This window comes from Providencia rettgeri (genome assembly GCF_023205015.1).
GTDB lineage: Bacteria > Pseudomonadota > Gammaproteobacteria > Enterobacterales > Enterobacteriaceae > Providencia > Providencia rettgeri_E.
The window spans coordinates 3,298,491-3,324,306 of the sequence record NZ_CP096258.1 but is presented as its reverse complement, the minus strand read 5'-3'; the positions used below and the strand labels follow the sequence as shown (position 1 = coordinate 3,324,306).

Annotated in this window: 22 protein-coding genes; 13 read left to right on the top strand and 9 right to left on the bottom strand. The window is 39.9% G+C overall.

Going from position 1 to position 25,816, the window contains the following annotated elements:
• Positions 1 to 78: 78 nt before the first annotated feature.
• The 5 genes from htpG to M0M83_RS15145 all read left to right on the top strand — a co-directional run bounded on the left by htpG (position 79) and on the right by M0M83_RS15145 (position 6,597).
• A complete protein-coding gene (gene htpG / locus M0M83_RS15165) occupies positions 79 to 1,947 on the top strand; it encodes a molecular chaperone HtpG (RefSeq protein WP_185746886.1) in 1,869 nt (622 codons plus the stop codon).
• Between the two features lie 192 nt (positions 1,948 to 2,139).
• The gene (gene adk, locus M0M83_RS15160; protein ID WP_213913897.1) at positions 2,140 to 2,784 is read left to right on the top strand and encodes an adenylate kinase; all 645 of its coding nucleotides are present in this window, start codon (positions 2,140 to 2,142) and stop codon (positions 2,782 to 2,784) included.
• 182 nt (positions 2,785 to 2,966) lie between these two features.
• The gene (gene hemH / locus M0M83_RS15155; protein ID WP_125891573.1) at positions 2,967 to 3,932 is read left to right on the top strand and encodes a ferrochelatase; all 966 of its coding nucleotides are present in this window, start codon (positions 2,967 to 2,969) and stop codon (positions 3,930 to 3,932) included.
• 219 nt (positions 3,933 to 4,151) lie between these two features.
• A complete protein-coding gene (wzz(fepE), locus tag M0M83_RS15150) occupies positions 4,152 to 5,177 on the top strand; it encodes an LPS O-antigen length regulator Wzz(fepE) (RefSeq protein WP_248466859.1) in 1,026 nt (341 codons plus the stop codon).
• A 106-nt stretch (positions 5,178 to 5,283) separates the two neighbouring features.
• Positions 5,284 to 6,597, top strand: a complete 1,314-nt coding sequence (locus M0M83_RS15145; RefSeq protein WP_125891633.1) for an inosine/guanosine kinase — start codon at positions 5,284 to 5,286, stop codon at positions 6,595 to 6,597.
• A 386-nt stretch (positions 6,598 to 6,983) separates the two neighbouring features.
• Here M0M83_RS15145 and eutH read toward each other — a convergent pair whose 3' ends face one another.
• Both eutH and M0M83_RS15135 read right to left on the bottom strand, forming a co-directional pair.
• Positions 6,984 to 8,234, bottom strand: a complete 1,251-nt coding sequence (eutH, locus tag M0M83_RS15140) for an ethanolamine utilization protein EutH (RefSeq protein ID WP_125891572.1) — start codon at positions 8,232 to 8,234, stop codon at positions 6,984 to 6,986.
• A 22-nt stretch (positions 8,235 to 8,256) separates the two neighbouring features.
• Positions 8,257 to 9,696, bottom strand: coding sequence for an FGGY family carbohydrate kinase (locus M0M83_RS15135; RefSeq protein ID WP_213913901.1), 1,440 nt, complete (start codon positions 9,694 to 9,696; stop codon positions 8,257 to 8,259).
• A 241-nt stretch (positions 9,697 to 9,937) separates the two neighbouring features.
• Between M0M83_RS15135 and M0M83_RS15130 the strand changes: the two genes are divergently transcribed.
• From M0M83_RS15130 to M0M83_RS15115, 4 genes are all read left to right on the top strand, one after another.
• Positions 9,938 to 11,338: an NAD(P)/FAD-dependent oxidoreductase gene (locus M0M83_RS15130; RefSeq protein ID WP_125891570.1), complete on the top strand. Its 1,401-nt coding sequence runs from the start codon at positions 9,938 to 9,940 to the stop codon at positions 11,336 to 11,338.
• On the top strand, positions 11,335 to 12,564 hold the full coding sequence (locus M0M83_RS15125) for an NAD(P)/FAD-dependent oxidoreductase (RefSeq protein ID WP_213913902.1): 1,230 nt from the start codon (positions 11,335 to 11,337) through the stop codon (positions 12,562 to 12,564). Before M0M83_RS15130 ends, M0M83_RS15125 begins: the two co-directional genes overlap by 4 nt.
• A gap of 35 nt (positions 12,565 to 12,599) precedes the next feature.
• Complete coding sequence (locus tag M0M83_RS15120; protein ID WP_102139387.1) at positions 12,600 to 13,376, top strand: DeoR/GlpR family DNA-binding transcription regulator; 777 nt, start codon at positions 12,600 to 12,602, stop codon at positions 13,374 to 13,376.
• A 110-nt stretch (positions 13,377 to 13,486) separates the two neighbouring features.
• Positions 13,487 to 13,837 (top strand): DUF1937 family protein, encoded by a 351-nt coding sequence (locus M0M83_RS15115; RefSeq protein ID WP_125891568.1) that lies wholly within the window; start codon positions 13,487 to 13,489, stop codon positions 13,835 to 13,837.
• A gap of 73 nt (positions 13,838 to 13,910) precedes the next feature.
• On the opposite strand, the gene M0M83_RS15110 is transcribed toward M0M83_RS15115, so the two are convergent.
• From M0M83_RS15110 to M0M83_RS15100, 3 genes are all read right to left on the bottom strand, one after another.
• Positions 13,911 to 14,702: an RHS repeat domain-containing protein gene (locus M0M83_RS15110; protein ID WP_125891567.1), complete on the bottom strand. Its 792-nt coding sequence runs from the start codon at positions 14,700 to 14,702 to the stop codon at positions 13,911 to 13,913.
• A gap of 113 nt (positions 14,703 to 14,815) precedes the next feature.
• Positions 14,816 to 16,564, bottom strand: coding sequence for a YbaL family putative K(+) efflux transporter (ybaL, locus tag M0M83_RS15105; protein WP_125891566.1), 1,749 nt, complete (start codon positions 16,562 to 16,564; stop codon positions 14,816 to 14,818).
• A gap of 286 nt (positions 16,565 to 16,850) precedes the next feature.
• Positions 16,851 to 18,074 (bottom strand): MFS transporter, encoded by a 1,224-nt coding sequence (locus M0M83_RS15100; protein ID WP_213913904.1) that lies wholly within the window; start codon positions 18,072 to 18,074, stop codon positions 16,851 to 16,853.
• Between the two features lie 258 nt (positions 18,075 to 18,332).
• Here M0M83_RS15100 and ushA point away from each other — a divergent pair, with 258 nt between their 5' ends.
• On the top strand, positions 18,333 to 20,003 hold the full coding sequence (ushA, locus tag M0M83_RS15095; RefSeq protein ID WP_248466858.1) for a bifunctional UDP-sugar hydrolase/5'-nucleotidase UshA: 1,671 nt from the start codon (positions 18,333 to 18,335) through the stop codon (positions 20,001 to 20,003).
• A 97-nt stretch (positions 20,004 to 20,100) separates the two neighbouring features.
• Here ushA and ybaK read toward each other — a convergent pair whose 3' ends face one another.
• The 4 genes from ybaK to M0M83_RS15075 all read right to left on the bottom strand — a co-directional run bounded on the left by ybaK (position 20,101) and on the right by M0M83_RS15075 (position 23,073).
• A complete protein-coding gene (ybaK, locus tag M0M83_RS15090; RefSeq protein WP_248466857.1) occupies positions 20,101 to 20,574 on the bottom strand; it encodes a Cys-tRNA(Pro)/Cys-tRNA(Cys) deacylase YbaK in 474 nt (157 codons plus the stop codon).
• A 21-nt stretch (positions 20,575 to 20,595) separates the two neighbouring features.
• Positions 20,596 to 21,396: a TraB/GumN family protein gene (locus tag M0M83_RS15085; protein ID WP_248466856.1), complete on the bottom strand. Its 801-nt coding sequence runs from the start codon at positions 21,394 to 21,396 to the stop codon at positions 20,596 to 20,598.
• A gap of 157 nt (positions 21,397 to 21,553) precedes the next feature.
• On the bottom strand, positions 21,554 to 22,135 hold the full coding sequence (locus tag M0M83_RS15080; protein WP_125891561.1) for an HdeD family acid-resistance protein: 582 nt from the start codon (positions 22,133 to 22,135) through the stop codon (positions 21,554 to 21,556).
• 203 nt (positions 22,136 to 22,338) lie between these two features.
• Entirely contained in the window at positions 22,339 to 23,073 is a 735-nt protein-coding gene (locus M0M83_RS15075; protein ID WP_125891560.1) for a FadR/GntR family transcriptional regulator, read from the bottom strand.
• A gap of 343 nt (positions 23,074 to 23,416) precedes the next feature.
• Here M0M83_RS15075 and M0M83_RS15070 point away from each other — a divergent pair, with 343 nt between their 5' ends.
• The 3 genes from M0M83_RS15070 to M0M83_RS15060 are packed head-to-tail and all read left to right on the top strand — an operon-like array spanning position 23,417 to position 25,801.
• Positions 23,417 to 24,295, top strand: coding sequence for a 2-dehydro-3-deoxygalactonokinase (locus M0M83_RS15070; protein WP_248466855.1), 879 nt, complete (start codon positions 23,417 to 23,419; stop codon positions 24,293 to 24,295).
• Between the two features lies 1 nt (position 24,296).
• Positions 24,297 to 24,941: a 2-dehydro-3-deoxy-6-phosphogalactonate aldolase gene (locus M0M83_RS15065; protein ID WP_125891558.1), complete on the top strand. Its 645-nt coding sequence runs from the start codon at positions 24,297 to 24,299 to the stop codon at positions 24,939 to 24,941.
• Positions 24,941 to 25,801, top strand: a complete 861-nt coding sequence (locus tag M0M83_RS15060) for an SMP-30/gluconolactonase/LRE family protein (protein WP_248466854.1) — start codon at positions 24,941 to 24,943, stop codon at positions 25,799 to 25,801. The genes M0M83_RS15065 and M0M83_RS15060 overlap by 1 nt, the downstream gene beginning before the upstream one ends.
• The last annotated feature ends 15 nt before the right edge of the window (positions 25,802 to 25,816 follow it).

Genomic DNA, 25,816 nt, shown 5'->3' with positions numbered 1-25,816 from the left:
CGCCCCCAATTAATCTGCATCGATAAGTCAAACCTATCCAATTAAATTAGATTGATGAAATAGAGGCGATTAATGAGTATGAAAGGACAGGAAACTCGTGGTTTCCAATCAGAAGTTAAACAACTCCTCCAGTTAATGATCCACTCCCTTTATTCCAATAAAGAGATTTTCTTACGTGAATTGATCTCTAACGCATCTGATGCGGCGGATAAACTGCGTTTTCGTGCATTATCTAACCCCGAACTGTATGAAAACGATGGCGAGCTGCGCGTGCGTATTAGTGCCGACAAAGACCAAGGTACATTGACCATCAGCGATAACGGTATCGGTATGAGCCGTGAAGAGGTGATTGAAAACCTCGGAACTATCGCGAAATCAGGCACAAAAGCATTCTTAGAATCATTAGGTAGTGATCAAGTCAAAGATAGCCAAATGATTGGTCAATTTGGTGTGGGCTTCTATTCCGCATTTATCGTGGCTGACAAAGTAACAGTACGTAGCCGTGCGGCAGGTGCTCCAGCAGACGAAGGTGTGTTCTGGGAATCTGCCGGTGAAGGTGAATACACTATCGCTGATATTGAAAAAGCAGAACGCGGCACTGAAATTACCTTGCATTTGCGCGATGATGAAAAAGAATATTTGGATAACTGGCGCTTGCGTTCAGTGATTAGCAAATATTCTGATCATATTGCCTTACCGGTTGAAATTGAAGAAAAAAATGAAGAAGACGGTACGGTTACTTGGGAAAAAATTAACCAAGCGAAAGCATTATGGACGCGTAGTAAGTCTGAAATTTCAGATGAAGAATACATCGAATTCTATAAACATATTTCCCATGACTATGCAGACCCGCTGACATGGAGCCATAACCGTGTAGAAGGTAAGCAAGAATACACCAGCCTACTATATGTACCTTCTAAAGCGCCGTTTGATTTATGGAATCGTGACCAACAGCACGGCTTGAAACTCTATGTTCAACGCGTATTTATTATGGATGACGCAGAGCAGTTCATGCCGAATTACCTACGCTTTATTCGTGGGGTGTTGGATTCCAATGATTTACCGCTGAACGTTTCACGGGAAATACTGCAAGACAGCGCATTAACCCGTAGTTTACGCAGCGCATTAACTAAACGCGTTCTGCAAATGTTGGAAAAGCTAGCTAAATCTGATACCGAAAAATACCAAACCTTCTGGCAACAATTTGGCTTAGTAATGAAAGAAGGCCCAGCAGAAGATATGGCAAATAGCGAAACTATTGCTAAACTTCTGCGATTTGCAACGACTCATACCGATAGTAGCGTACAGAATGTCTCTTTAGAAGACTATGTAAGCCGTATGGTTGAAGGCCAAGATAAAATCTATTACATCACCGCAGACAGCTATGCAGCGGCAAAAGGTAGTCCGCACCTTGAGTTATTCCGTAAAAAAGGTATAGAAGTCTTGCTGTTATCTGACCGTATAGATGAATGGATGATGAATTACTTATCGGAATTCGACGGCAAACAGTTCCAATCCGTAAGTAAAGCCGATGAGTCATTAGATAAGCTAGCGGATGAAAACAAAGCGGAGCAAGAGGAAGCCGATAAGCAGTTAGAGCCCTTTATTGAGCGCGTAAAATCATTCTTAGGTGAGCGTGTTAAAGAAGTTAAACTTACACACCGCTTAACGGATACTCCAGCCATTGTGACAACCGACGTAGATGAAATGAGTACTCAGATGGCGAAACTGTTTGCAGCAGCAGGGCAAGCCGCGCCGGAAGTGAAATATAACTTCGAACTGAACCCAACGCATCCGTTGGTGAAAAAAGCAGCTGAAGTCACAGATGAGTCCGTATTTGCAGATTGGGTTGATGTATTGTTGGATCAAGCATTACTAGCAGAACGCGGTACATTGGAAGATCCAAACCTATTTATACGAAAAATCAATGAATTACTTCTAAAGTAATTTAATTTGGTATTTTCGTTATTGAGCATAAACCACGCTTTTGCTTGTGCTTTAGCGTGGTTTTTTTCTTTTGCGAAAAAAGATAAATGCGAAATCGTTTACGTGTGTTCTTGAGTAAAGCGGCATGCTAATGGTATGGTAGCTTGTTTTCTTTTCAAATTATAAAAATCTAAATAGCAAGGGGTTTACGCAATGCGTATCATTCTGCTTGGCGCTCCGGGCGCTGGTAAGGGCACTCAAGCTCAGTTTATTATGGAAAAGTTTGGGATCCCTCAAATTTCAACTGGTGACATGTTACGTGCCGCTGTTAAATCAGGGAGCGAGCTCGGTTTACAAGCTAAAGAGCTGATGGATAACGGTAAATTAGTTACTGATGAATTAGTTATCGCATTAGTTAAAGAGCGCATCAAACAAGATGACTGCCGCAATGGCTTCTTGTTGGATGGGTTCCCTCGTACTATCCCACAAGCGGATGCCATGAAAGAAGCAGGCATCACGGTTGATAACGTGCTGGAATTTGATGTACCTGATGAAATTATTGTTGAGCGCATCATTGGTCGTCGTGTACATGCACCATCAGGCCGTGTTTACCATATTAACTTTAACCCACCAAAGGTTGAAGGCAAAGACGATATAACAGGTGAAGAACTAACCATCCGTAAAGATGACCAAGAAGACACCGTACGTAAGCGTCTGGTAGAATATCATGCATTAACCGCGCCTTTAATTGCGTATTACCAAAATGAAGCTAAAAAAGGGAATACCAAGTACTTCAAATTAGATGGTACGCGTAAAGTAGCCGAAGTTAGTGAAGAACTGGCGAAAATTTTAGGTTAATATTTGTACTTATTATGCTTTGCATTGCAGTTATAGTTACTGTGATTCGAATTGTTTTAAGTATAAAGGTATTATATGAAGGCAGCGGTGATCGCTGCCTTTCTTTTTTATACCACTTGGTGACAAAAATCGTTAATTAACTGTGCTAAAGTTGGGAATAATTATCAATTAGGAGTTGTTTCATGTCAGAAAAAAAAACCGGCATTTTGTTAGCTAACCTAGGAACCCCTGATGCCCCAACAACCTCAGCAGTGAAACGCTATTTAGCCGAATTTCTTAGTGATAAGCGCGTTATTGATGTACCTCGCTTGATTTGGAAACCCATTTTGCATGGGGCGATTTTACCGCTTCGTTCTTCTAAAGTCGCCAAATTATACCAATCGATTTGGTTAGAAGATGGCTCGCCATTACTGGTCTATTCCTTACGTCAAAAACAGAAATTAGCGGAATTATTGCCGGATACTGCCGTAGAGATAGGTATGAGTTATGGTTCCCCTTCAATTAAAAGCGCAGTGGATAGTTTGTTAGACCAAGGCGTGACCGATTTAGTCGTCCTCCCACTGTATCCACAGTATTCCTGTACGACCACTGCCGCGGTATATGATGCATTAACGAGAGCATTTGCCAGCAGACGAACCATTCCAAACGTGCAATTCATTCGCAGTTATGCGACACATCCCGCTTATATTCAAGCGCTAGTCAGCTCGATAGAAGAAAGCTTCGCTCAGCATGGTGAGCCCGATAGGCTTGTACTGTCTTTCCATGGCATTCCACAGCGTTATTGTGATACTGGAGATATATACCAGCAAGAATGCGAAAAAACGGCTGAGGCACTCCGTGAGGCGTTGAATTATCCAAAGGATAAAGTCATGCTGACCTACCAGTCACGTTTTGGGCGTGAGCCATGGTTGATGCCCTATATGGATAAAACGATGCATGAATTACCCAGCCAAGGTGTAAAATCAGTTCAGGTTATTTGCCCTGGTTTTTCAGTTGATTGCTTAGAAACATTAGAAGAAATTAGCGAACAAAATAAAGAGTTTTTTATGAGTAGCGGTGGTAATCAATATAATTACATACCAGCTTTAAATGACAATCCAAATAGTATTCATATGATTAATACAATAATTCAAGGTATACTAAAATAATCTATTCAGCAAAATAATGTAGAAAAGTTTGCTTATCGATATATCAATAAGCGGATTATAGACTATAATCACTTATCTGAAATTATAAATGATTGAACAAATGTTATGTCTTTTGGAATTAATATGAGCAATAAGCAGCAGCCACCATAGAGTAATATAGAGCAGAAGACGACTTCTGCTCATCAATTTCATATACAACAAAACGATGAAATTGACTTGATGGCCTTGTTTTCCATTTTGTTAAAACATAAATTTTTGATTCTTATATTTACGATTGTTTGTATTGGGGTAAGTGCTGGTGTTGTTAAGTTATTACCTCAAAAATGGAGCAGTACTGCTATTGTTATTCCTCCTGCATCTGAGGAGCTTAAAGAAGTCAATGCATTTAAAGCGCAATTGGATGTCTTAGATGTTCCTGTTGACCTTAGTGCTCAACGTGTTTTTACTGCATTTATTGACCAGTATCGTTCAAAAGTTAATCAAGAAAATTATATAAGAAGTACTGAGTATTACCATAATCTTGTCGAGAAAATTGACCCAAAAGATGATGTTATCGCGCAGCAAAGGCTAGTGAATTCAATCATTTCTAATGATATTAGAATTCAAGATCTCTCAAAAGAGAAGAACAGTACCTCAAATGATATTGTATTAAGCTTTACTGCCCCCTCGCCTACAGAAGCCCAAGATTTGCTTGAAGGCTATATTCGTTATAGTGCATCGAAAGTAAGGCAGCAGTTAAAAGTTGAAATCGATAATCTGATTTCAGAGAAACTTATTTATGCTAGTGAGTCACTAAAACGCGAAGTCAGCAAAATTCAAACAGAATATGATGTTAAAGTTGAAAGGCTTAAGCGTGCCGTTGATATTGCAAAAGCTGCGGGAATTGAAAAACCAATCGCCAGCGAATCCGTTGCTATTAATGATGATCCTGATTACCCAATTGCGTTAGGAACTGAAGCTTTAGAGCGAAAATTACTGATTGAAACTCAAAATCGTGATTTGGCTTTGATGAGTGAAAATCTACAAAATCGTAAAATTTATCTCGATAATTTACAAGAGATAACCGCGAAAGAATTAGCTTTTACGCCTGTTAAGTTTATTTTAACGCCAGACTTACCGTTACAGAAAGATTCGCCTAAATCAGCGTTGATTGTTGCGTTAAGCGCTATATTAGGTTTAATTTTGAGCTGTGCATTTGTGTTAAGTCGGGAGCTTTACCGCGATTATAAACATCAGAATCAGTAAAATTACCACCAAATGACAAACAATGGAGCCAGTGTCTTCTTTGCAGGTGCTGGCTTTATTTTATCGTGCTAGAATAGGGCGATGTTCCATTGTTAATCTTCTAATTATGAAATTCCCCGGTCAACGCAAGTCAAAACACTATTTCCCTGTTAGTCTCAGAGATCCTTTATTACAGCCTTTAAAAGAAACGTTAGTAGATGATGAGAATTGTAAGTCCTATATCGTTGGTATCGACCAAACATTAGTCGATATTGAAGCGAAAGTGGATGACGAATTCATTCAACGCTATCAGTTGAGTAAGGGGCATTCACTGGTTATTGAAGATGATGCCGCCGAAGCGTTATATAAAGAACTTACAGATAATGCATTGATTACTCATGAGTTTGCGGGTGGAACGATTGGCAACACACTGCACAATTATTCAGTATTAGCAGATGACAGATCTGTGTTATTAGGCGCAATGTGCAATAACATCCAAATTGGCAGCTATGCTTATCGCTATTTATGCCATACCTCCAGCCGTATGGATTTAAATTTTCTACAGGGTGTGGATGGCCCGATTGGGCGCTGTTTTACTTTAGTCACTGAAAATGGTGAGCGGACTTTTGCTATCAGTCCCGGCCATATGAACCGCTTGCACCCAAATAGCATTCCAGAAGATATCATTGCGGGGGCTTCCGCGCTGGTATTAACGGCTTATTTAGTTCGCTGTAAACCCGGAGAAACTATGCCGGATGCGACGATGCAGGCTATTGCGTATGCGAAAAAGCATAATGTCCCCGTCGTGTTGACACTTGGAACAAAATTCGTCATCGCTCAAGACCCTCAGTTCTGGCGTGATTTTTTGGCGGAACATATTTCAGTCGTTGCAATGAATGAAGACGAAGCGCAGGAACTGACCGGGCTGAGTGACCCATTACTTGCCTCTAATATGGCATTAGACTGGGTCGATTTAGTTTTATGTACCGCTGGCCCGTCTGGCTTGTATATGGCTGGCTATACCGAAGACGCTTATAAACGCACGACGCAGCACCCATTATTGCCGGGTGCAATTGCAGAATTTAATTTGTATGAATTTAGCCGAGCAATGCGCCAACAAGATTGCCAAACTCCATTACGAATTTTCTCGCATATTGAGCCTTATATGGGCGGACCTGAGAAAATCATGAACACGAATGGGGCGGGAGACGGGGCTTTATCTGCATTACTTCACGATATTACCGCCAATTCTTATCATCGCTCTAATGTACCGAATTCCAGTAAACATGAGCGCCAATACTTAACGTATTCATCTTTAGCCCAAGTGTGTAAATATGCTAATCGTGTAAGTTATCAAGTATTAACTCAGCATTCACCTCGCTTGACTCGTGGTTTACCTGAAAAAGAAGATAGTTTAGAAGAATCGTATTGGGAACGTTAAAGCGAAATGATTCTTATTTGAGTTAATGGTATTTATCTTGAAGCACCTCAATATCTCTATTATTGAGGTGTTTTTATTTTGGGAGAATTGTTATTTGATAAATTACTCTTTTATAAATTGTTATTATTACATTTTATTTATTGTTGATAGTTATTTATATAAAAATATCATTTAAAGATAGGCCATATAATAGTTCGTGATGACTAAATATAGATAATTTATCTAATGAATTTGATGTTAATAATGGATGAGTTTAATGTTAATAATGGACGAGTATTTTAGTTGCTTTTAGGCTAATAAATAAAAGCTGTATGCTACTTTATGAGTATTCATATTTAGCATACAGCGGGTTTTATCTTTAAATATATAAGTGTGGTTAATGTTAATTAATGTTGTTTCGCAACCGCGAGTTCACTTTCTTCTTTGGATATTTCAGCCGCTTTTATATCATCAGCTTCATAACGCATCGCCTGTGGTACTGAAATTTTAATCGCAATAAATACGGCTAAGAAGCCACCGACCAATTTACCAAGCAAAATAGGCAAAACGAGTGTAGGTTGGAAATTGGCCGTGAATGCAAGGTGATCACCGATGGTCGCTTGCGCACAGACACCAAATGCGACACATAATACTTTATCCCTCGCTCGCATTTCTTTGAATAAGTGATAAGTCGCGATAATGTTTGCCATCACCATAATAAAACCTAAAGAACCCGTATCACTCAGTTTTAAACGGTTACTTAATGCACGTACTAAAGGTTTACAGTAGCGTTGGAACAAATAACAAATTGGGAATGTACCCGCTAACATAATACCGATATAACCTGCAATTTCGATGGCACGGAATAGCTCATTTTGGTCTGCAAACAGTGGGTCGAAGCCCCATGCACCGAAAACTTTGGTGAATACTCCGGTAAAGTGCTCAACAATGGAAAATGCTAAGACTAATTTGACGAATGCATCCATGATTTTACCGAAAATCAGGAAGCCGGTTACCATTAACATCGGGCGATATTTTAGCCCAGCAGCCAATAAAAAACAGAATACAAACAGCGGCATCAAGTATTGCAACATGGTAAAGAAATCTAAGGTTAATTGATGTGCCGCTGGTGAGTTCGTAGAAATAATGTCCCTGACTGGAATATTATTGAACGTAATTAATAGCAGTGAAGCGAGTACGCCAAATGGTATTGAGATCAACCCAGCCATTGCACCAAGTGCAAGGTATTTATGATCTTTGCGATTTAACATTGTTAACCCTACTGGGATCAGGTAAACAATGGTGGCCCCAGAGGTATAGCCGATCAACATTGCGGTGATCCACATATCTCGATTAGTGGTTAAGGCATCCGCTAATTGGTAGCCCCCCATATCGACGGCAATAATGGATAAAGCCGCGATTGAAACATCAGACCCGACCGATGAAAACACAGGGCCGAGTACATAAGATATTAACTGTGAGAGTAGTGGAACTGCAGCCATGATCCCCGCTTGAGCAAGAAATACAGGGCCGATAGAAAAGATCCCGTTAACAAACTCTTTCCCCAGTTCACTGGTTGGTTTCACAATGGATGCGACTGCGCCAATGATGGCTCCGCACATAATCAAATAAATAATGTAATTTCCGAATTCAGCCATGGTAGGGTTTCCTTTTATTATTTTAGTGTCTTAATTGGCGAGAACGGGCAATGATGTCGTGATATTGTTCCATCACACCTTGCATGTTCGTTCCATCAGGATGCGTCACAGTCGCGTTGCGTCTTACCGCCATTTCGTGAGTGATACCGATGCCTTTGCGAGCTAGCAAGGCTGCGCCTAGTGCGGTGACTTCACGGTTTGCTGGTGCTTCAATGTCTTTTTGTAATAAATTCGCTAAAAACTGCTTAAAATATTGATTTGAAGAAAGCCCTCCATCGACTGAGATTGATTGGCCTAGTGGTGAAATTTTTTCCATTGCAAAAATAACTTCAGCAGAGCGTGCTGCTATACCTTCCAAGACAGACTGCATCATGTCTTTTTTGTCAGTATCTAATGAAAGCCCAGCCCAGAGACCTGCGGCACTGCGATCCCAGTATGGGCACCCTAAACCCGATAACGCAGGGACAAAGGCGAGACCACGTTTAATAGCGGATTCAGCCCTGAAATCACCGAGTTCATCGAATGAGTCAAATAAACCGATTTTACGAGCCCAATTGATGGCTGATGCTGCGTTGTATACGCCGCCATCTAACCCAAAGACAGGGGGCTGATTGGGGAACTTCCAGCAGAGTGTGGGTAATAAACCACTGTGATGAGTTTGTGGAATATCGGTGCCAGTCAATGCTTGTAAGAAAGCGCCTGTACCGAAGGTAATTTTTGCATCGCCTTTTTCACGACAACCATGGCCAAATGTGCCTGCAAATTGGTCAACAATAATGGCGGTGACTGGTGTGAGATGCCCATCGAGATTTATTGCGCCAAAGTCACCAATATTGTCCTTAATAGGCGGTAAACAGTGGATGGGAACACCAAAAATGTCACATAGCTCTTGGTCCCATTCCAAGGTATGAATGTTGAGTAATGACGTTCGAGATGCAGAGTTATAGTCGGTGACGAATACGCCACATAAGCGGTCGAGAAAAAAAGCATCCATCGTACCGATACGCAGTTTATTTTTATCCGCTAATGTTTTCGCGCCGACGACATTTTCAATTATCCACCCCATTTTGCTGGCGGAAAAATACGGGTCGAGAGGTAATCCCGACTTAGATTGCACCAGTGGCTCTAATCCTGCCTCTTTGAGCATTGAGATAGTTTTTTCTGTCCGTAAGTCTTGCCAGACAATGGCATTATATAAAGGGCGCTTGCTGTCCGCATCCCATGCCACAATGCTTTCACCTTGGTGACAAAGCCCAATAGCATCAACAACTTCACAACTGTGTAAGCACTTAATGATGTTTGCCAGTATTTCCTCTGGGTCGTGTTCAACCCAACCACTATTTAATGTGATTTGCTTATGAGGAATGCTCATAGGGGAGTGATAATGGCCGCCTTCTTCAAAGACAACGACCCGGGTTCCCGTTGTTCCCTGATCGATAGCCGCATAACGTTGATTGAGCATCACAATGTTCCCAGTGTTATAAATGTTGTAAATAGGTCTGTTTTTTTGCTTACTATCGTTCAATCGGAAATAAAATCCACAAAAAACTCACAGTAAGTTTCACTAATGTGACAAAAATCACAATAAAGTAACAATGTGAGTAAGTTTTTGGTTGTTGTTGTTCTTTGTGTTGTTTTATTTATTGTGATTGTGGGAATTATGTGGTTTTATGTGTGCAAGTTTTAAGTTAAGGATCTCAGCCATGGATATTAATAATAAAAAAATTTGGGATGTCATTGTCATCGGCGGTGGTGTCATTGGCTGTGCAGTGACACGCAAATTCACACTGATGGGAGCCAACACGTTGTTACTCGAACGTGGCGGTGACATCCTTTCGGGAGCAAGTAAGGCAAATAGTGCGCTATTACATACAGGTTTTGACGCCACACCAGGGAGTCTAGAGCTTGAGTGCATGCAAGAAGGGTATCGTGAATTCATTGAAATTAGAGAAAAAATGAATTTACCTCTTCTTGAAACAGGGGCATTAGTGGTTGCATGGAATGATGAGCAACTCAGTAAATTACCTGCGATAGTCGAACAAGCGCATACTAACAATGTATTAGATGTGGCAATTATTGATAAAGAAGAGCTCTATCGTAGAGAACCACATTTAGCGGAAGGTGCTCTAGCAGCCGTTTCTGTTCCCGGTGAGGCGGTTATCGACCCATGGAGTACACCGCTTTCGTATTTAACTCAAGCTGTGAAACATGGGGCTGAATACCGTTTTCATTGTGAGGTAAGCGGCGGAGCACTTAATGATGGAGTATGGAATTTAACCACATCAAAAGGTGAGTTTTCTGCCCGTTTAGTCATTAACTGTGCAGGAATTAATGGGGATATTGTTGAATCCATTTGCCACCCATCACCGTTTCAAATAAAACCACGTAAAGGGCAGTTTCTTGTTTATGATAAAGCCGCAGCGGCAGATATCAATGCGATTATCTTGCCTGTGCCAACGGCCATCACAAAAGGTGTTTTGTTATCAAAAACCATCTTCGGCAACCTCTTGCTTGGCCCAACAGCGGAAGAACAAAATGACCGTTGGAAAGCTGAGGTAAAACAGGAAGTCCTTGAGGACTTAATTGCTCAAGGTTCGCGTATGTTACCTTCATTGCACAATTACAGTGTGACCGCAACCTATGCGGGGTTACGTCCTGCGACAGAAGAGAAATATTACCGCATTAATGATTACCCTGAAAAGCAGTGGATATGTGCGGGGGGAATTCGTTCCACAGGCTTAACCTCAGCGTTAGGTGTGGCGAGCTATCTTGGTAAATTGTATCAAGAAAACTTCACACCACTTTTTGAATTATCACCGCCAGAAGCGCTCATTTGGCCCACTATGCCAATGATTTCTGAATATCATCAACGGGATTACCAATGCAAAAGCAATGGCGGTATTGTTTGCCATTGTGAATTAGTGACTCAGCGGGAGATTGAAGCCGCATTTGATTCGGATATTCCTCCCGAGTGTTTAGGCGCTTTACGCCGCAGAACGCGAGTGATGATGGGGCGCTGTAATGGGTTTTATTGTAGTAGCCAGGTGGCTGAAATCATTAATGGTCGTTTCGACCACACACTGGCAGTGGAGGCCGTAAAATGAGTTTAAATTATGATGTGATTATCATTGGCTCGGGTCCTACTGGTGTTGCTGCGGCACAGGCTTTGCGTCGTCGCGGTATTCAAAATATTGCCATTATTGAACGTGAAGCGCAGGCAGGCGGTGTTCCGCGTCATTGCCAACACCCAACTTTTGGCATACTCGCATTCAAGCGCCCGATGAAAGGCAATCAATTTGCAGAAAAAATTGTCAATCAACTGGGAAATACGCCGATTTTCACCCGTAGTACGGTAACGGCATTACAGCCTAATGGAAAATTAACGGTTTCAACACCAGAAGGCCTTGTTGAAATGCAAGCTAAGCGGGTTCTGATAGCAACAGGGGTAAGAGAAACACCACGCCACCCACGTTTGGTCTCCGGCTTACGCCCTCAAGGGGTATTAACGGCAGGGGCATTACAGCAATTTGTTTATTTAAATGGTAAGAAGCCTTGCCGTAATCCTGTGATAGTCGGCAGTGAATTAGTGAGTTTTTCGGCGCTATGGACACTAAAAAACGCAGGCGTTAAAGCCCAAGCGATGATTGAAAGTGGCGAACGGATTTTAGCCTTTAAACCCGCGACGTTATTTGCCAAGGCAATGGGGACTCCCATTCATCTAAACAGTAAGATTACGGAGATTGGTGGATTAGATCGCGTGGAATATGTGATTGTTGAAACCAAAGGTAAAAGCCACAAAATTATGTGTGATTCGGTCATTTTTACCGGGCAATTTGTCGGTGAAAACACGTTAATCCGTAAAAGTCATTTGGGGTTTGATGCGGCGACAGGAAAACCGGTAACAGACCAATATGGACGTTGCTCAGATGCCAGTTACTATGCTGCGGGCAATATGTTGCATCCGGCCGATATGGGCGACCAATGTTATCAAGAAGGCTTAGTGACAGGGGGGCGGATAGCAGACGATTTATTAGCGAATCATCATCAACAACAATTAAAAGAAACCCAACATATTCCTGTGCAGTTTGACTCGAAAATTTGTTTTAGTGTTCCTGCATGTATTGATATTGATAATTTATCAGTGCGACAAATTGATTTTAATATCAAAGTTGAACAACCCGTGAGCGGAACTATTCGAGTTATGGCAGGAAATACCCTGTTATATGAAAAACGCCATCGCTGTTTACCAACACGACGTATTTTACTGAAAAATATTGATTTAACAAAAATACAACGGGATGCTACTGAAATTAGTATCACTGTTGTATAGTGCTGGAAAGTTAAATGGTTAAGAAGGATTAAACTATGTGTGAGGGACGTTCCTCAAAAGTACGTCATCAAACCATCATTGAGCTACTTTCTACTCAAGGCCAGGTTTACGTACAGGAGCTTGCAAAACATTTTAATGTCGCGCAAGAAACTATCCGTCGTGACCTTAGTAAACTTGAAACACAAAAGTTACTGAAAAAAGTCCATGGTGGGGCGGTCAATATCCAGTCAAAATTTGAGCGTAATTTTACGGAAAGAGCACAAGCCGCGGTTGATGAGAAAAAAGCGATTGCAGCAAAAGCGGCTGAGCTAATAAAACCCGGAGACACATTGTTTATTGATTTTGGCACAACCACCTTTGAATTTAGCCAAAGAATCAAGTTGATTGATAATTTAACCGTCATTACGAATTCGCCTTTATTGGCAAATACGTTACAAGAAAACTCAACCATCGAAACAATTTTGATTGGTGGGCAATTTAATGCAGCGCAAAACGCGTGCTTAGGTGCGATTGCGCTAAAAAATATTGCTGAATTTTTTGCTGATTACGCCGTGATTGGCGCAGGGGCGATACACGCACTGCATGGTGTGATGGACCAGCACGTCGATGAAGCTGCAATTGCGCAAAAGATGATGGAAAATAGCGATAAATTAATGGTACTAGCGGATGGCACAAAGGCCAATAAGCATGCGATTAATTTTGTGACGAGTTGGGAAAATATTGATTATTTGGTGACAACTAGCAAAGAATTTAAATTACCTGAAAATAAAAAACATCCTAAAACGAAGATTATTGTTGCGGATGTTGAATAAGTTTTAATTATTATCATTCAATTATAAACACACTCTATGAAATATATTTAATTATTTTTCATAGGGTTACTTTACCTGAAATTTGATTAACGCCAATACTAGGAATTATTATGAGCCTCTATTTTATTGCTTGCCCTTATTCAGATCCTGATAGCAATGTTGTGGAAATGCGCTTCCAAGAGTGTACCAAATTTGCGGCGGAGCTTGCGCTTAAAGGTATCGCTACTTACAGCCAAATCACGATGACCCATCCTATTAACCAATACCTTGCCTCACAAGGGCAAAAGGTTGCTTGGTCTTCTATTGATATGGAATTTCTAAAGCGCTGTGATGGTTTAATTGTGCTGACATTACCAGGCTGGGAAAAAAGTGGTGGCGTAGCAGCGGAAATTCAATTTTTTAAAGACCAAGGATTGCCAGTTTGGACGGGGGATGAGTTTAAACTACAAATGGCAGAATAACGTTTATTTATAGTTATCTTGATGATCCATGACGTTTTATCGTCATGGATTTTTTGTGGAATATTAATTAATTTTAATAGTATTGGTACTGGTATTTAAACGTCTCAATTAAAGGGGCTGGCTGGCTACTATGTGAATTGGTTACTGTTTCAGTTAAGCAATTACCATATTTATCAGTTTCTAGGCATTCAATAATGGTAGTTATCTCATCAGTATCAATTTTAATTGTCCGAGTTTCTTTCTGAAAGAAGCCATCAGAGTCATAAGTAAATTGGCGAGTATCACGCCCTGAATTTCCATGAATAGCGGCTAACCTACCTTGGTCATCATAAGAATATTGGTAAAACACCTCCATCCCTTCAGAAAACCCTTTTGTCGAATCTATTTTGCCATTGTTATACTTAGCAGTGACAGTGTAGTCTTTGCCTGCCTGATCTTGAGTTTTGACTGCTGATATTTTGCCGGATGGATCTTGTTCAAAAGTGAACTTGCTTTCCATATTTTGCACGGGTTGACCTAATGAAATCAGGTTCACCATTTGATAAGTTGGTTTTCTCTGGATTGTTCTTTTCAGTGATGAATTGAGCTCTCCATTTAAAAACCATTTTGATTCACTTTGATAGCTTTCTAGTTCACCGCAAGGTAAAAATGCCATTTTAAGTGTTTTACTGTCTAAGGATGAACCTGTATGGGCTGAGCTATAGTTTACGGTTTTAATTGTTTTGATAGGGCCATACACGATTTTTTGCGTCATCAAATGCAAATTATCATCATGCATATTCCGTTGTTCATCACTACAGTTTTCAACGGCATAAGCAGATGAAGCAAGCAAGGTTAATAGAGAAAGTAAAACTGTTTTTTTCATTCGGTAAGTTCCTAGATGATTTATGTTTACGGAATACTACCTAAGAGATGAGCAAAAAGTTTGCGTAAAAAAGCCGTAACCCAAAGGCTACGGCTTTAAAAATAGGGTGGTGTTTAGTGGCTAGGTTTTAGATATTCATCTAAGTTTTTGCCTTCAACTTTTTTATTGTCGTTATCAATAAAATCATCGATAGAACAACCGAACTCTTCCACATCATTGCACATGAGTGTTGCCATGGACTTAGCAATTTCATGTTCACCAATAATGATATGCTCAGCCCCTCGTTCTTTGATAAAACTGACTTCATCATCATAATGGGCGCGAACAATCACAGTGATATCAGGGTTCATTTCTTTTGCTGTTGCGACAATTTCCCCAGCTTCATAACCATTCGGAATGGTTAAAAGCAATGTTTTGGCGCACTCAATACGTGCAAGGCTAATGATATCTTTATTTGCACCATTACCTAAAATTGCGCTAAAGCCATTTTCAGCAAGTTCCTCAAACCGAGCGCGGGTATCTTCAACGACAACGACAGGAATTTCTTTTCTGCGTAGTTTGTCTGCAAGCATGCCACCGACTCGGCCGTAACCGACGATGATAGCGTGGCCGCAGATATCGACAGGAACTTGAGTTTCTTCTTCCAAAGTCTCTTCCAGCAGTTGCTCTTCGATAGTCTCGGTTTTCTCAAGGTATTTATCTAATAAGCTAAATAACACAGGATTTAGCATAATAGAGACAATTGCCCCCGCTAATACCAAGTTTTGAGCGTCTTTATCCATCACGCCAAGGGTCAAGCCCATGCCAGCTAAGATAAAGGCAAACTCACCGATTTGCGCCAAACTGACAGAAATGGTTAGTGCTGTTCGCCGTGAGTGCCCAAACATCCTGACAAGAACCAAGGCTGCTGCAGATTTACCAATAATGATAATGGCCAGAACCCCCAAAATCCCTAAAGGTTGTTCAATTAATACGACTGGGTCGAATAGCATCCCAACCGAGACAAAGAACAGAACCGCAAAGGCATCACGTAATGGCAGAGTGTCTTGTGCAGCGCGATGGCTGAGTTCAGACTCATTTAATACCATCCCTGCGAAGAACGCACCGAGGGCAAATGAAGCATCAAAAATTGCCACAGCGGCATAGGCAATACCTAATGCAAGAGCAAGAACCGCAAGGGTAAATAGTTCACGAGAACCGGTTGATGCGGTACGCGATAAAATCCATGGGATCACTTTACGACCCACGACAATCATAATGAATATGAATAGAACTACTTTACCAATTGTCCATGCAAGGCCTAATGCGAGCTCACTGAAACTTGCGTCATCCGTGTTCATAATAGCGGCAGCGGCAGGCAGTAGAACAAGTGTTAAGACCATGGCTAAGTCTTCAACAATCAGCCAGCCGATAGCAATTTGCCCACGCTGACTTTCAATTAATTGACGTTCTTCTAAAGCACGTAGTAATACCACGGTACTGGCGGTGGATAAACATAGGCCAAATACAACACCTGTAAATATTCCCCAGCCAAATAGCATAGAGAGGCCAAGACCCAGTAAAGTGGCTACTGCGATTTGTGCAATGGCACCTGGAATAGCGATAGCTTTAACAGCAAGTAAATCTTTTAATGAAAAGTGTAGGCCAACCCCAAACATCAGTAAGATAACACCGATTTCAGCAAGTTCAGGGGCAAGCGCTGCATCAGCGACAAACCCGGGAGTAAATGGGCCTGCGAGGACACCGGCTGCAAGGTAGCCAACTAAAGGGGAAATTTTTAATCGCTGCGCGATCATACCTAACAAATATGCAAGGGCGAGACCACCAACAATGGTTGTAATTAAGGGCGTTGAATGCTCCATTTAGTCTCCTCTGGTGAATATAAAAATAGAAAGGTGGGTACATGCCGTTGACTTTTAAAATGAGGCCTTCATTTTAAAATGCAATTTGCATGTTTTTATATTCTAACTTTTTTTGAGATAAATTTCCTTAAAAAAATGAAATGTTTTAAAAAAAAAGACAGCTTAAAGGTGCTAAATCGTTACAATCGCTGTGTTTGTGAGATTTTTATCTGAAATTTGTTTGAATTATGGATGGAAAGACCCATACTTATTTTTGTGTAAGTATGGGTAAAATAAGAAAATAAATCTATTTATTGCCAATATTTGGCAGTAATACTGTGAAAATCCCAAGTAATGGTAGGAAAGCGCAATAATGATAAACTTGTTCAATACTGGTCTGGTCAGCGATATGGCCTAAAACTGCTGCGCCAACGCCCCCCATACCGAATGCGAGTCCAAAGAACAACCCTGATACCATGCCAGTTTTACCGGGGATTAGCTCTTGTGCGTAGACTAAAATAGCCGAAAATGCAGAGGCTAAAATCAAACCAATAATGACAGTCAGTACCCCAGTCCAATAGAGGGATGCGTAGGGTAAAATTAAGGTAAATGGTGCAACACCAAGGATTGAGAACCAAATAACGTACTTACGCCCTATTTTATCACCTATTGGCCCACCAATCATCGTGCCAGCGGCAACGGCAAATAAGAAAACAAACAAATGAATTTGCGCATTTTGCACAGAAACACCGAATTTATCGATCAAATAAAAGGTGTAATAGCTGCTAATACTGGCCAAATAAAAGTATTTGGAGAAAATTAGAACTAACAGGACAGCTAAAGAGCCAACAATGACTTTGCGTGGTAAGACTTTAACATCTCCCGCACTGATCGGCTTTTTACTTGCGGCACGGTGTTGGTGTTTGTACCAACTACTGACTTGCAGCAAAATAACAATTGCAAGTAGAGCCGCCAGTGAGAACCAGCCAATATTGCCTTTTCCATAAGGTTCAATAATCAGCGCTGCAAGTAATGGCCCAAGGGAGGCCCCTAAGTTACCACCCACTTGGAAAAAGGATTGTGCAAGGCCATGTCGTCCTCCTGAAGCCATACGAGCAACGCGTGAAGATTCAGGGTGGAACACGGAAGAGCCCGTACCAACAAGTGCTGCGGCAAGTAATATGGTCGGGAAGGTTTCTGCCATTGCTAACAATATTAATCCCGTTAACGTAAAGCTCATACCTATTGGTAGAGAATATGGTTGCGGGTGTTTATCAGTATAATAGCCGATAATGGGTTGAAGTAATGATGCCGTAATCTGATAAGTGAGGGTGATCATCCCTATTTGGGCAAAACTTAATGAAAAATCAGACTGTAATAAAGGATAAATTGCTAAAATCAGTGACTGGATCATGTCATTAAGTAAATGAGAGACACTGATCGCCGTTAGGATACTAAAAACCGTTTTTCCCGTTTTGTTTAATGGCTTTGACGGGCTTGGGTTGCTAGGGTTTGTGGTTTGCTCACTCATATTATTATCAACTTTCTGTGTTACATAATTGTTATCAATATAACTGAAATACAATTTATTTAAATGAATAAATAAATCACGTGAATAATTAGTGCCGGTTAATTATTTGATGACGATCTCATTTTTATGAAACGAATTTCTTATTCTGCAATAGGTATCAAATCCTGATCATATTTTTGTGCTATAAAACAGCAGGTAGTGACAAACTATAATCTAATATGACTGAATAAAAATTCCTATATCAGCAGGGAGAAATGTATGAAACTTGCATTTAAGGCATCCGTATGCGCATTAACGGTATCGTTAGCGTTAATACCCGCGACTATGGCAAATGCGTGGGAAAAAGACAAAACATACAATATTACCATTTTACATACCAATGACCATCACGGCCATTTCTGGCACAACGACCATGGAGAATATGGTTTAGCCGCGCAAAAAACGGTGGTTGATGAAATCCGTGACGAAGTCGCTAAACAAGGGGGTAGTGTTTTATTGCTCTCTGGTGGTGATATTAATACCGGTGTACCAGAGTCTGATTTACAAGATGCAGAACCCGATTTTAAAGGAATGAACTTAGTGGGTTACGATGCGATGGCATTAGGAAACCATGAGTTTGATAACCCACTTGAAACACTGCGTCAGCAAGAAAAATGGGCAACTTTCCCGTTTTTATCAGCCAATATTTATCAAACCAGCACAGGCAAACGCCTTTTCAAACCTTACCAAGTTTTTGATAAACAAGGTGTAAAAATTGCAGTAATGGGGCTGACAACCGACGATACTGTGCGTATCGGTAACCCTGCTAACTTCCCTGATGTTGAATTCCGTGTGCCTGCGGACGAAGCCAAAAAAGTGGTTGAAGAGCTCCGTGCGACAGAGAAACCAGACATTATCATCGCCGCAACGCATATGGGCCACTATGACGATGGCAATCATGGCTCCAATGCCCCAGGCGATGTCGAAATGGCGCGCAGCTTACCCGCAGGCTATTTAGATATGATAGTGGGTGGTCACTCACAAGATCCTGTTTGTATGTCTCAAGAAAAGAAAAACTACAAACAAGAAGACTATGTACCCGGTACACCATGTGCACCAGATAACCAAAATGGGACTTGGATTGTGCAAGCCCATGAATGGGGTAAATATGTTGGCCGCGCGGATTTTGAATTTAAAAACGGTAAGTTTACCCTGAAGCATTACCAGTTAATCCCAATTAACTTGAAGAAAAAAGTCACAAAAGAAGATGGAACTAGCGAGCGAGTTTACTATACGCAAGAAATTGCTCATAACCCTGATATGATGAAATTACTGACACCTTATCAAGAAAAAGGTGACAAGCAACTAAGCGTTAAAGTGGGATCTGTTGAAGGTAAACTCGAAGGCGATCGCAGCAAAGTACGTTTTGTTCAAACCAATATGGGGCACCTTCTGTTAGCCGCACAGAAAGAACGCGCAGGGGCTGACTTCGCGATTATGAGCGGTGGTGGTGTTCGTGATTCTATCGAAAGTGGCGATATCACTTATAAAGATGTTCTTAAAGTTCAGCCGTTTGCCAATGAGTTAGTTTATGTGGATTTCAAAGGCGATGAAGTGATCTCATACCTGACTGCGGTTGCAAACATGAAACCAGATGCAGGGGCGTATGGCCAGTTTTACAATGTGAACTTAACGTTGAATAAAGACGGCACGATTAGTGATGTCAAAATTGATGGTAAGCCAGTTGACCCAGAGAAAACCTATCGTATGGCAACTTTGAACTTCAATGCGATTGGTGGAGACGGTTATCCAAAAATTGACAACCACCCTAATTACGTTAATACCGGTTTTGTCGATGCAGAAGTTCTCAAAGGGTATATTGAAAAGCATTCCCCTCTGAAAGCGGCAGATTATGAACCAAAAGGTGAAATTATTTATAATAATAAATAATTAAACCATTATTACCTTGAAAGCCTCACTTTATTTCACAGTGGGGCTTTTTAGTTTAATACTACCCAATAATCCCCAATATCATCAAAGTGCAATACTATTTCCGTATTTCCGCGAAGGTTGCATTCAGTACTTTTGCGAGATCGTTAGGCGCAAGTTCAATATCTAGCCCACGTTTTCCACCTGAAATAAACAGTGTGGCATATTGCTGAGCTTGGTCGTCAATTACCGTTGGTAGACGTTTTTTTTGGCCTAATGGACTAATGCCACCGAGTAAATACCCAGTTGTTTTTTGCGCAACTTGCGGATCAGCCATTTCTACTTTTTTCACTTTGAATACTTTGGCGACTAATTTTAAGTCTAATTGCCCTGAAACAGGGGTAACGGCAACGGCTAACGTTTTTTGGTCGCCATTGAGTGCAACTAATAAGGTTTTAAACACTTGTTTGGCATCTAACCCAAGTTTTCGTACGGCTTCATCACCAAAGCTACTTTCATTTGGGTCGTGATCGTAGGGGTGTAATGTGAAGGAAATTTTTTGTTTCTCGAGTAATTTAACGGCTGGGGTCATTTTGAGCCTTCTATGTATAACTTAATTTCGCAAATATTCTACCAGACTGTTTTCACCAAACAGATGCAATGCACCAACGGCAACAACATAGTTACCATCAGGAAGTGACTTAAGCTGTTCGCTCCAATTCGCATTTCGTTGCTTCATCAATACTTGGTAAATGTCTTCGCTAAAGGTATTGGGTAAAGTGGCGCGATTGTTGGGTTGGTAATCTAGCCACCAGCTTATCATTGTCTGTAGCGAGCGCGCGTTTGCACGCCAGTGGTTCAACGAATCTTGTAATAACGCTAACCCATTATTAGGTAAAGAAAGCAGCAATTCAACTTGAGAGGCGGTTCCTTCTAACTCAATAATCGGTTTGAGTTGTGATTGCGCATTACGGATAAGTTGGTAGTCAATACCATAATGGCCTCTGAGCCCGAGTTCTTGAGCTTGCGTCGCTTGTAGGATCAGGGCAATTTGCCATGAGGGTAAGGTATCAAAACGCTCGGGGGATTGGCGGAGCTCTAAACAATATTGTTGAAAAAGATGATATTCATCTTGGGTTAACCGCTGCTCGACAGGAAGATATTCTGCTGCATCATTAGGAAATGGGGGAGATGTCTCAGTGATATCTGCCTCAACAATTAAGGCATCTGCGAAATTGAGTTTATCGAGTAATGTGGCAGATAAAGGAAACATATTTTCTGTTCCCATATGGATACTACCCACAATGTGCAATTTGCATTTTTTTGATAGCCGAATATCAATAGCAGGGTAAGGATAAACCGGAGCGGTTTCCGTATGAAGCCAATTTTTAAAATTTTCAATCAGTTTGCCCACGATTTCGTCCCTGCGTTATTTCTCATTTTATTAGGTTAAACAATCTTGCTGCAATTTGCGAATGCTTATCATTGATTACGCATTTTTTAGCTAACTGTTTTTTTCGTGGAGGCGAAATAATGCAAAAAAATGCCCCTATTACAGGGGCATTATAAGGTTAGTTATTCTTACTAATGCTTTTAAATACACTGAGTAAAGCGAATAAGCTAAAGGAACTAAACACCATTTCGATCCCAATTAGGGTTGTCAGTAAGGTAATTGATGTAATTGGGCCATTACCGATGAGTAAATAGGCAATAAAGAAATCTAGCAGCCCAATGATGATTTGTAACCAGCCACTGGCTGAGCTAATTTTTTGGAAACCGACATAGAGCCGGATCACTCCACCCACGATAAATAATGCTGCGACTAAAATAGCCAAAGCGACCAGACTTTTTAATGGGTCTTTAATGAAAGAGTAGCCGACAATAATATAAATAAGGCCAATAATAAAACCAAACAACCGAGACCAACCAGTATAAATCACCGTGCTTAAGATGCTGACTATTGCACCAACACCTCCAATAATCAGGAGTACGCCCAGTACTGTACTGACGGCAATACCGGAGATCATCGGGTTGATGATACAAAAAAGCCCACCCGCTAACAGTAAAATGGATAAGATCATTAGAAAGGTGCGTTGTTTTTTAAACTCTTCTCCCGCAAGTTTGGCGAGTTTCTCACGATCAATATTAAGCATTTTGTACTCCAAATATTAAATAACCAACTATTTATAAGTATAGGCTTAGCTTTCACATAATAACATCTTAGTTAGTATAAATTTAATCCGCTTTAGTTGTCTTCGTGTAAGTTTGCATCATTTTTATACTTTAAATGACGTAGGGAAGTCGATGTATAGTGTAAATAGAATCTGGAAACTATCAATATTATGGCCAATTTTAGTTAGTGATCTAAAATATCTAAATATTTTTCTTGATCTAAATTTGGAAAATGACGAGTCGCAGCAGTTAAAATAATTTCTTTCATCAGTTTTTTTGCGTTATGGCTGTCTTTTAAGCGGATCGCATCAAACAATAATTTATGCATTTTAACTGACTCGGTTGTTTCTCTCGCACTTTTTTCTTGCGTATGTTTAAACGATAAAATGAGTGCTTCTTGAATAGCATTCCCAATTGAGAATAAAAAAGGGTTATGACATGCTTTGAGTAATGCGTAGTGGAAGTCAATATCACCTTGTTCAAATAAAGCCAAAGAATCTTGTTCATGGCCTTTTTGCATTAAAAACCAGGCTTTCTCTAAGTCTGCTAAATCTGCCCCTGTAGCAAAGCTGGCGGCGAGTGCAGAAGCATTAGGTTCAAACATGAGTCTTAATACAACGAGCTGTTTGAATAGTTCAGGAGAAACTCCTGCTTTGCCAACCCATTTAAGTAGGTCGAAATCAAGAAAATTCCATTCATCTCTTGGATTAATAACACTTCTTTTCTTTGGTTGAATAGAGATAAGCCCTTTACTAGAAAGTTGCTGTAGTGCATTGCGAATTGACGTTCTTGACGCAGAAAATTGTTGTGCGAGCTCATTTTCACCAGGCAGCATATTGTCTTTATAATGCCCAAGAATAATTTGCATCCCGATTTGTTGCATGATCGATTGAGCTAATGTTTGCTGAGGCTCGGCCATTAAATTAAAACCTTATTTTGATGTAATAGTGAGGACTGTAACAATCTATCATGATTGACGTCCAACTGCCTGCTGATCTTTGTTCGTGTGATTACAATAACGTAACGGATATCGATTCTACCGTCAGCTATACAGTTTATTTTTACTGTAAGGTAAATCTTATACTTACAAAAAAGTAGACGTAGATAACAAATAATAAAAACAAATTATCCCACAAATGCCAGTAAATCCAGCATTATCAATTGTTTATTATTTTCCTCCTATTTTGAGCTAGTTGACACAATAAAATCATGTGATACAAATTATATAAACTTGTATTACAAGATTGGGGGGGGTGGACAAAGTGTATTGGATCGCGGTTGATTGGGGTACTACAAATTTTCGTGCCTTTTTAATGAAAAAAGATGAAGTCATTGATGAGGTTATTGGAACCGAAGGGATTTTATCTGTTACTGAAAATCAATTTGATGTTGTTTTACACCGTAATATTGAGCATTGGCTGACATCGAAAGGGCACCTTCCTATTTTATTAGCTGGAATGGTTGGTTCCCAAAAAGGGTGGTATGAAGTTCCATATCAAGCAGTACCAATAACCGCAAAGGGATTAACTGAGTCACTGAAAGAAATAACCACATACTGGGGTAGTAAAGCGTGGATTGTTCCAGGTATTCAAAATCTAAGCCAGTATGCATTACCAGATGTTATGCGTGGAGAAGAAACCCAATTACTAGGATTAGTAGACAGTGCGGATACTTATGCAATTTTGCCTGGCACACATAGTAAGCACAGCGTTATTTCTCATGGTGAAATTAAAACCTTTACTAGCTTTATGACGGGAGAACTCTACTCCTTATTAATAAAATCATCAATGATTGGTAAAGGATTACCAAAACAGATTGATAATGAAAAATATTTCTTAATGGGACTCGAAAAGTCAAAGAAAAATATCCCATTTACACATTTAATTTTTTCTGCCAGAACGAAACAATTAAATAAAGAAATACCTGCTGAGTATGTTGGTAGTTACTTGTCGGGGATTTTAATTGGAATCGAATTAAATAATGTTGAGTGTGAAAACAAAATATGGGTTATTACAAATGAGTCATTAGGTGAAAAATATATTGTCGCAGGAAAATACTTTGGACTAAATATGGAGTATGTGTCTGGTAATGAGTGCTTTCTAAAAGGTGCTTACAAATTAATTAATCAATTAGGTAATTAAAATGAAAAATGGAACAGAGTTTAAGGTGAATTGGAGTAATAATAAATATCCATTTATTGCTATATTGAGAGGGTTAACGGTAGAACATGCAATTCCAGTTTGTCGTGGTTTGATTAATAAGGGGATAAAATATATAGAAGTACCCTTAAATACTGATTATGCATATGAAGTTATTGAATTGTTAATTAAAGAGTTTGGTAACCAAGCAATTATTGGTGCAGGAACCGTTCTAAAAACAGAACAGGTTCAAAAAATCAAAGATATTGGTGGGGAAATTATTATATCGCCTAATTTGAATGAAGATGTTGTTCGAAAAACTAAAGATCTACAAATGATTAGTTGTCCTGGTGTTTACACAGTGACTGAAGCTTTTAATGCAATAGAATATGGTGCAGATATTTTAAAGTTTTATCCCGCAGATATGATCACTCCAAAAGTACTGAGTGCAATGTTAACTGTTCTGCCTAAAACAGGCTTATATTTTCCTGTTGGGGGGATTTCCGCGGATTCGAATCAATTAAACGCATATATAAAATCAGGAGCTAATGGATTCGGTATTGGTGGAAGCCTATATAAGCCAACGATGAGCGTTGAAGAAGTTTTGAAAAATGCAGATGAATTAATTGATGCATGGAATAATCGATAATGTCAAAAAGTATTTTTGCATTTGATACTAAAATTATAAAAAGCCCCCAAGCTGAATTGGGTGAGTCACCAATTTGGTGTTATCACACGAATTCACTACTTTGGGTTGATATTAAAAAAGGGAAATTGTTTAGGTTTTACCCTAATTTAAGTGATGCTGTAGAAGTACAGAATATTCCAACGTTAACAAGTGCTGTTTTACCTACAAATATAAAAGACCTATTTGTTTTGATTAATATCGATGGAATTTATGTCTTAAACTATAAGACAAGAGAGTTGAGTGTTTACTTTGAATTTAAATTTAATAATAAAAAAATAAGAACAAATGAATGCCAAGTCTCACCTGATGGAAATATTTTTATCAGTGTAATGGATAAAAATGCGAATAATCCTATTGGTGTGATTTATGAGTTCAATGCTGAAAGAAAGGAATTGAACTGTATTCATTCTAATTTACTAATCCCGAATACCATGCAGTGGTTTGGCGGTGGGTTTTGGTTTGCAGACTCAGGACGTAAAGTTTTTTATCGAAAAGATTTAAATACAAAAGCGATTAAAGAGTATCCAGTTAATTATATTGCAGATGGTTCAGCTCTAACCAAAGAGGGTATTTTAATTAATGCTTGCTGGGGAGATAAATGTCTCGCTTTATACGACCTGAATAATTCAATGCAATTAATAGGAAGAATAATAGTTGATTCCTCTCAACCAACAAGTTGCCTATTTTCAGGAATTGACTATTCAACTCTTTATGTAACTTCTGCTTATGACGGATTAGAAAAAATAACGATAAATGATGGAATGGTAACGTCCATTAAAACAAATTTTATTGGTCAACCTAGTAATACATTTGTACTGTAAAAATTGATGGAGAAA

What these genes read in the sequence shown, in the direction of transcription:
- htpG (WP_185746886.1), top strand. Translation starts at nt 79, where the DNA reads ATGAAAGGACAGGAAACTCGTGGTTTCCAATCAGAAGTTAAACAACTC.
- adk (WP_213913897.1), top strand. Translation starts at nt 2,140, where the DNA reads ATGCGTATCATTCTGCTTGGCGCTCCGGGCGCTGGTAAGGGCACTCAA.
- hemH (WP_125891573.1), top strand. Translation starts at nt 2,967, where the DNA reads ATGTCAGAAAAAAAAACCGGCATTTTGTTAGCTAACCTAGGAACCCCT.
- M0M83_RS15145 (WP_125891633.1), top strand. Translation starts at nt 5,284, where the DNA reads ATGAAATTCCCCGGTCAACGCAAGTCAAAACACTATTTCCCTGTTAGT.
- eutH (WP_125891572.1), bottom strand. Translation starts at nt 8,234, where the DNA reads ATGGCTGAATTCGGAAATTACATTATTTATTTGATTATGTGCGGAGCC.
- M0M83_RS15135 (WP_213913901.1), bottom strand. Translation starts at nt 9,696, where the DNA reads ATGCTCAATCAACGTTATGCGGCTATCGATCAGGGAACAACGGGAACC.
- M0M83_RS15130 (WP_125891570.1), top strand. Translation starts at nt 9,938, where the DNA reads ATGGATATTAATAATAAAAAAATTTGGGATGTCATTGTCATCGGCGGT.
- M0M83_RS15125 (WP_213913902.1), top strand. Translation starts at nt 11,335, where the DNA reads ATGAGTTTAAATTATGATGTGATTATCATTGGCTCGGGTCCTACTGGT.
- M0M83_RS15120 (WP_102139387.1), top strand. Translation starts at nt 12,600, where the DNA reads ATGTGTGAGGGACGTTCCTCAAAAGTACGTCATCAAACCATCATTGAG.
- M0M83_RS15115 (WP_125891568.1), top strand. Translation starts at nt 13,487, where the DNA reads ATGAGCCTCTATTTTATTGCTTGCCCTTATTCAGATCCTGATAGCAAT.
- M0M83_RS15110 (WP_125891567.1), bottom strand. Translation starts at nt 14,702, where the DNA reads ATGAAAAAAACAGTTTTACTTTCTCTATTAACCTTGCTTGCTTCATCT.
- ybaL (WP_125891566.1), bottom strand. Translation starts at nt 16,564, where the DNA reads ATGGAGCATTCAACGCCCTTAATTACAACCATTGTTGGTGGTCTCGCC.
- M0M83_RS15100 (WP_213913904.1), bottom strand. Translation starts at nt 18,074, where the DNA reads ATGAGTGAGCAAACCACAAACCCTAGCAACCCAAGCCCGTCAAAGCCA.
- ushA (WP_248466858.1), top strand. Translation starts at nt 18,333, where the DNA reads ATGAAACTTGCATTTAAGGCATCCGTATGCGCATTAACGGTATCGTTA.
- ybaK (WP_248466857.1), bottom strand. Translation starts at nt 20,574, where the DNA reads ATGACCCCAGCCGTTAAATTACTCGAGAAACAAAAAATTTCCTTCACA.
- M0M83_RS15080 (WP_125891561.1), bottom strand. Translation starts at nt 22,135, where the DNA reads ATGCTTAATATTGATCGTGAGAAACTCGCCAAACTTGCGGGAGAAGAG.
- M0M83_RS15075 (WP_125891560.1), bottom strand. Translation starts at nt 23,073, where the DNA reads ATGGCCGAGCCTCAGCAAACATTAGCTCAATCGATCATGCAACAAATC.
- M0M83_RS15065 (WP_125891558.1), top strand. Translation starts at nt 24,297, where the DNA reads ATGAAAAATGGAACAGAGTTTAAGGTGAATTGGAGTAATAATAAATAT.
- M0M83_RS15060 (WP_248466854.1), top strand. Translation starts at nt 24,941, where the DNA reads ATGTCAAAAAGTATTTTTGCATTTGATACTAAAATTATAAAAAGCCCC.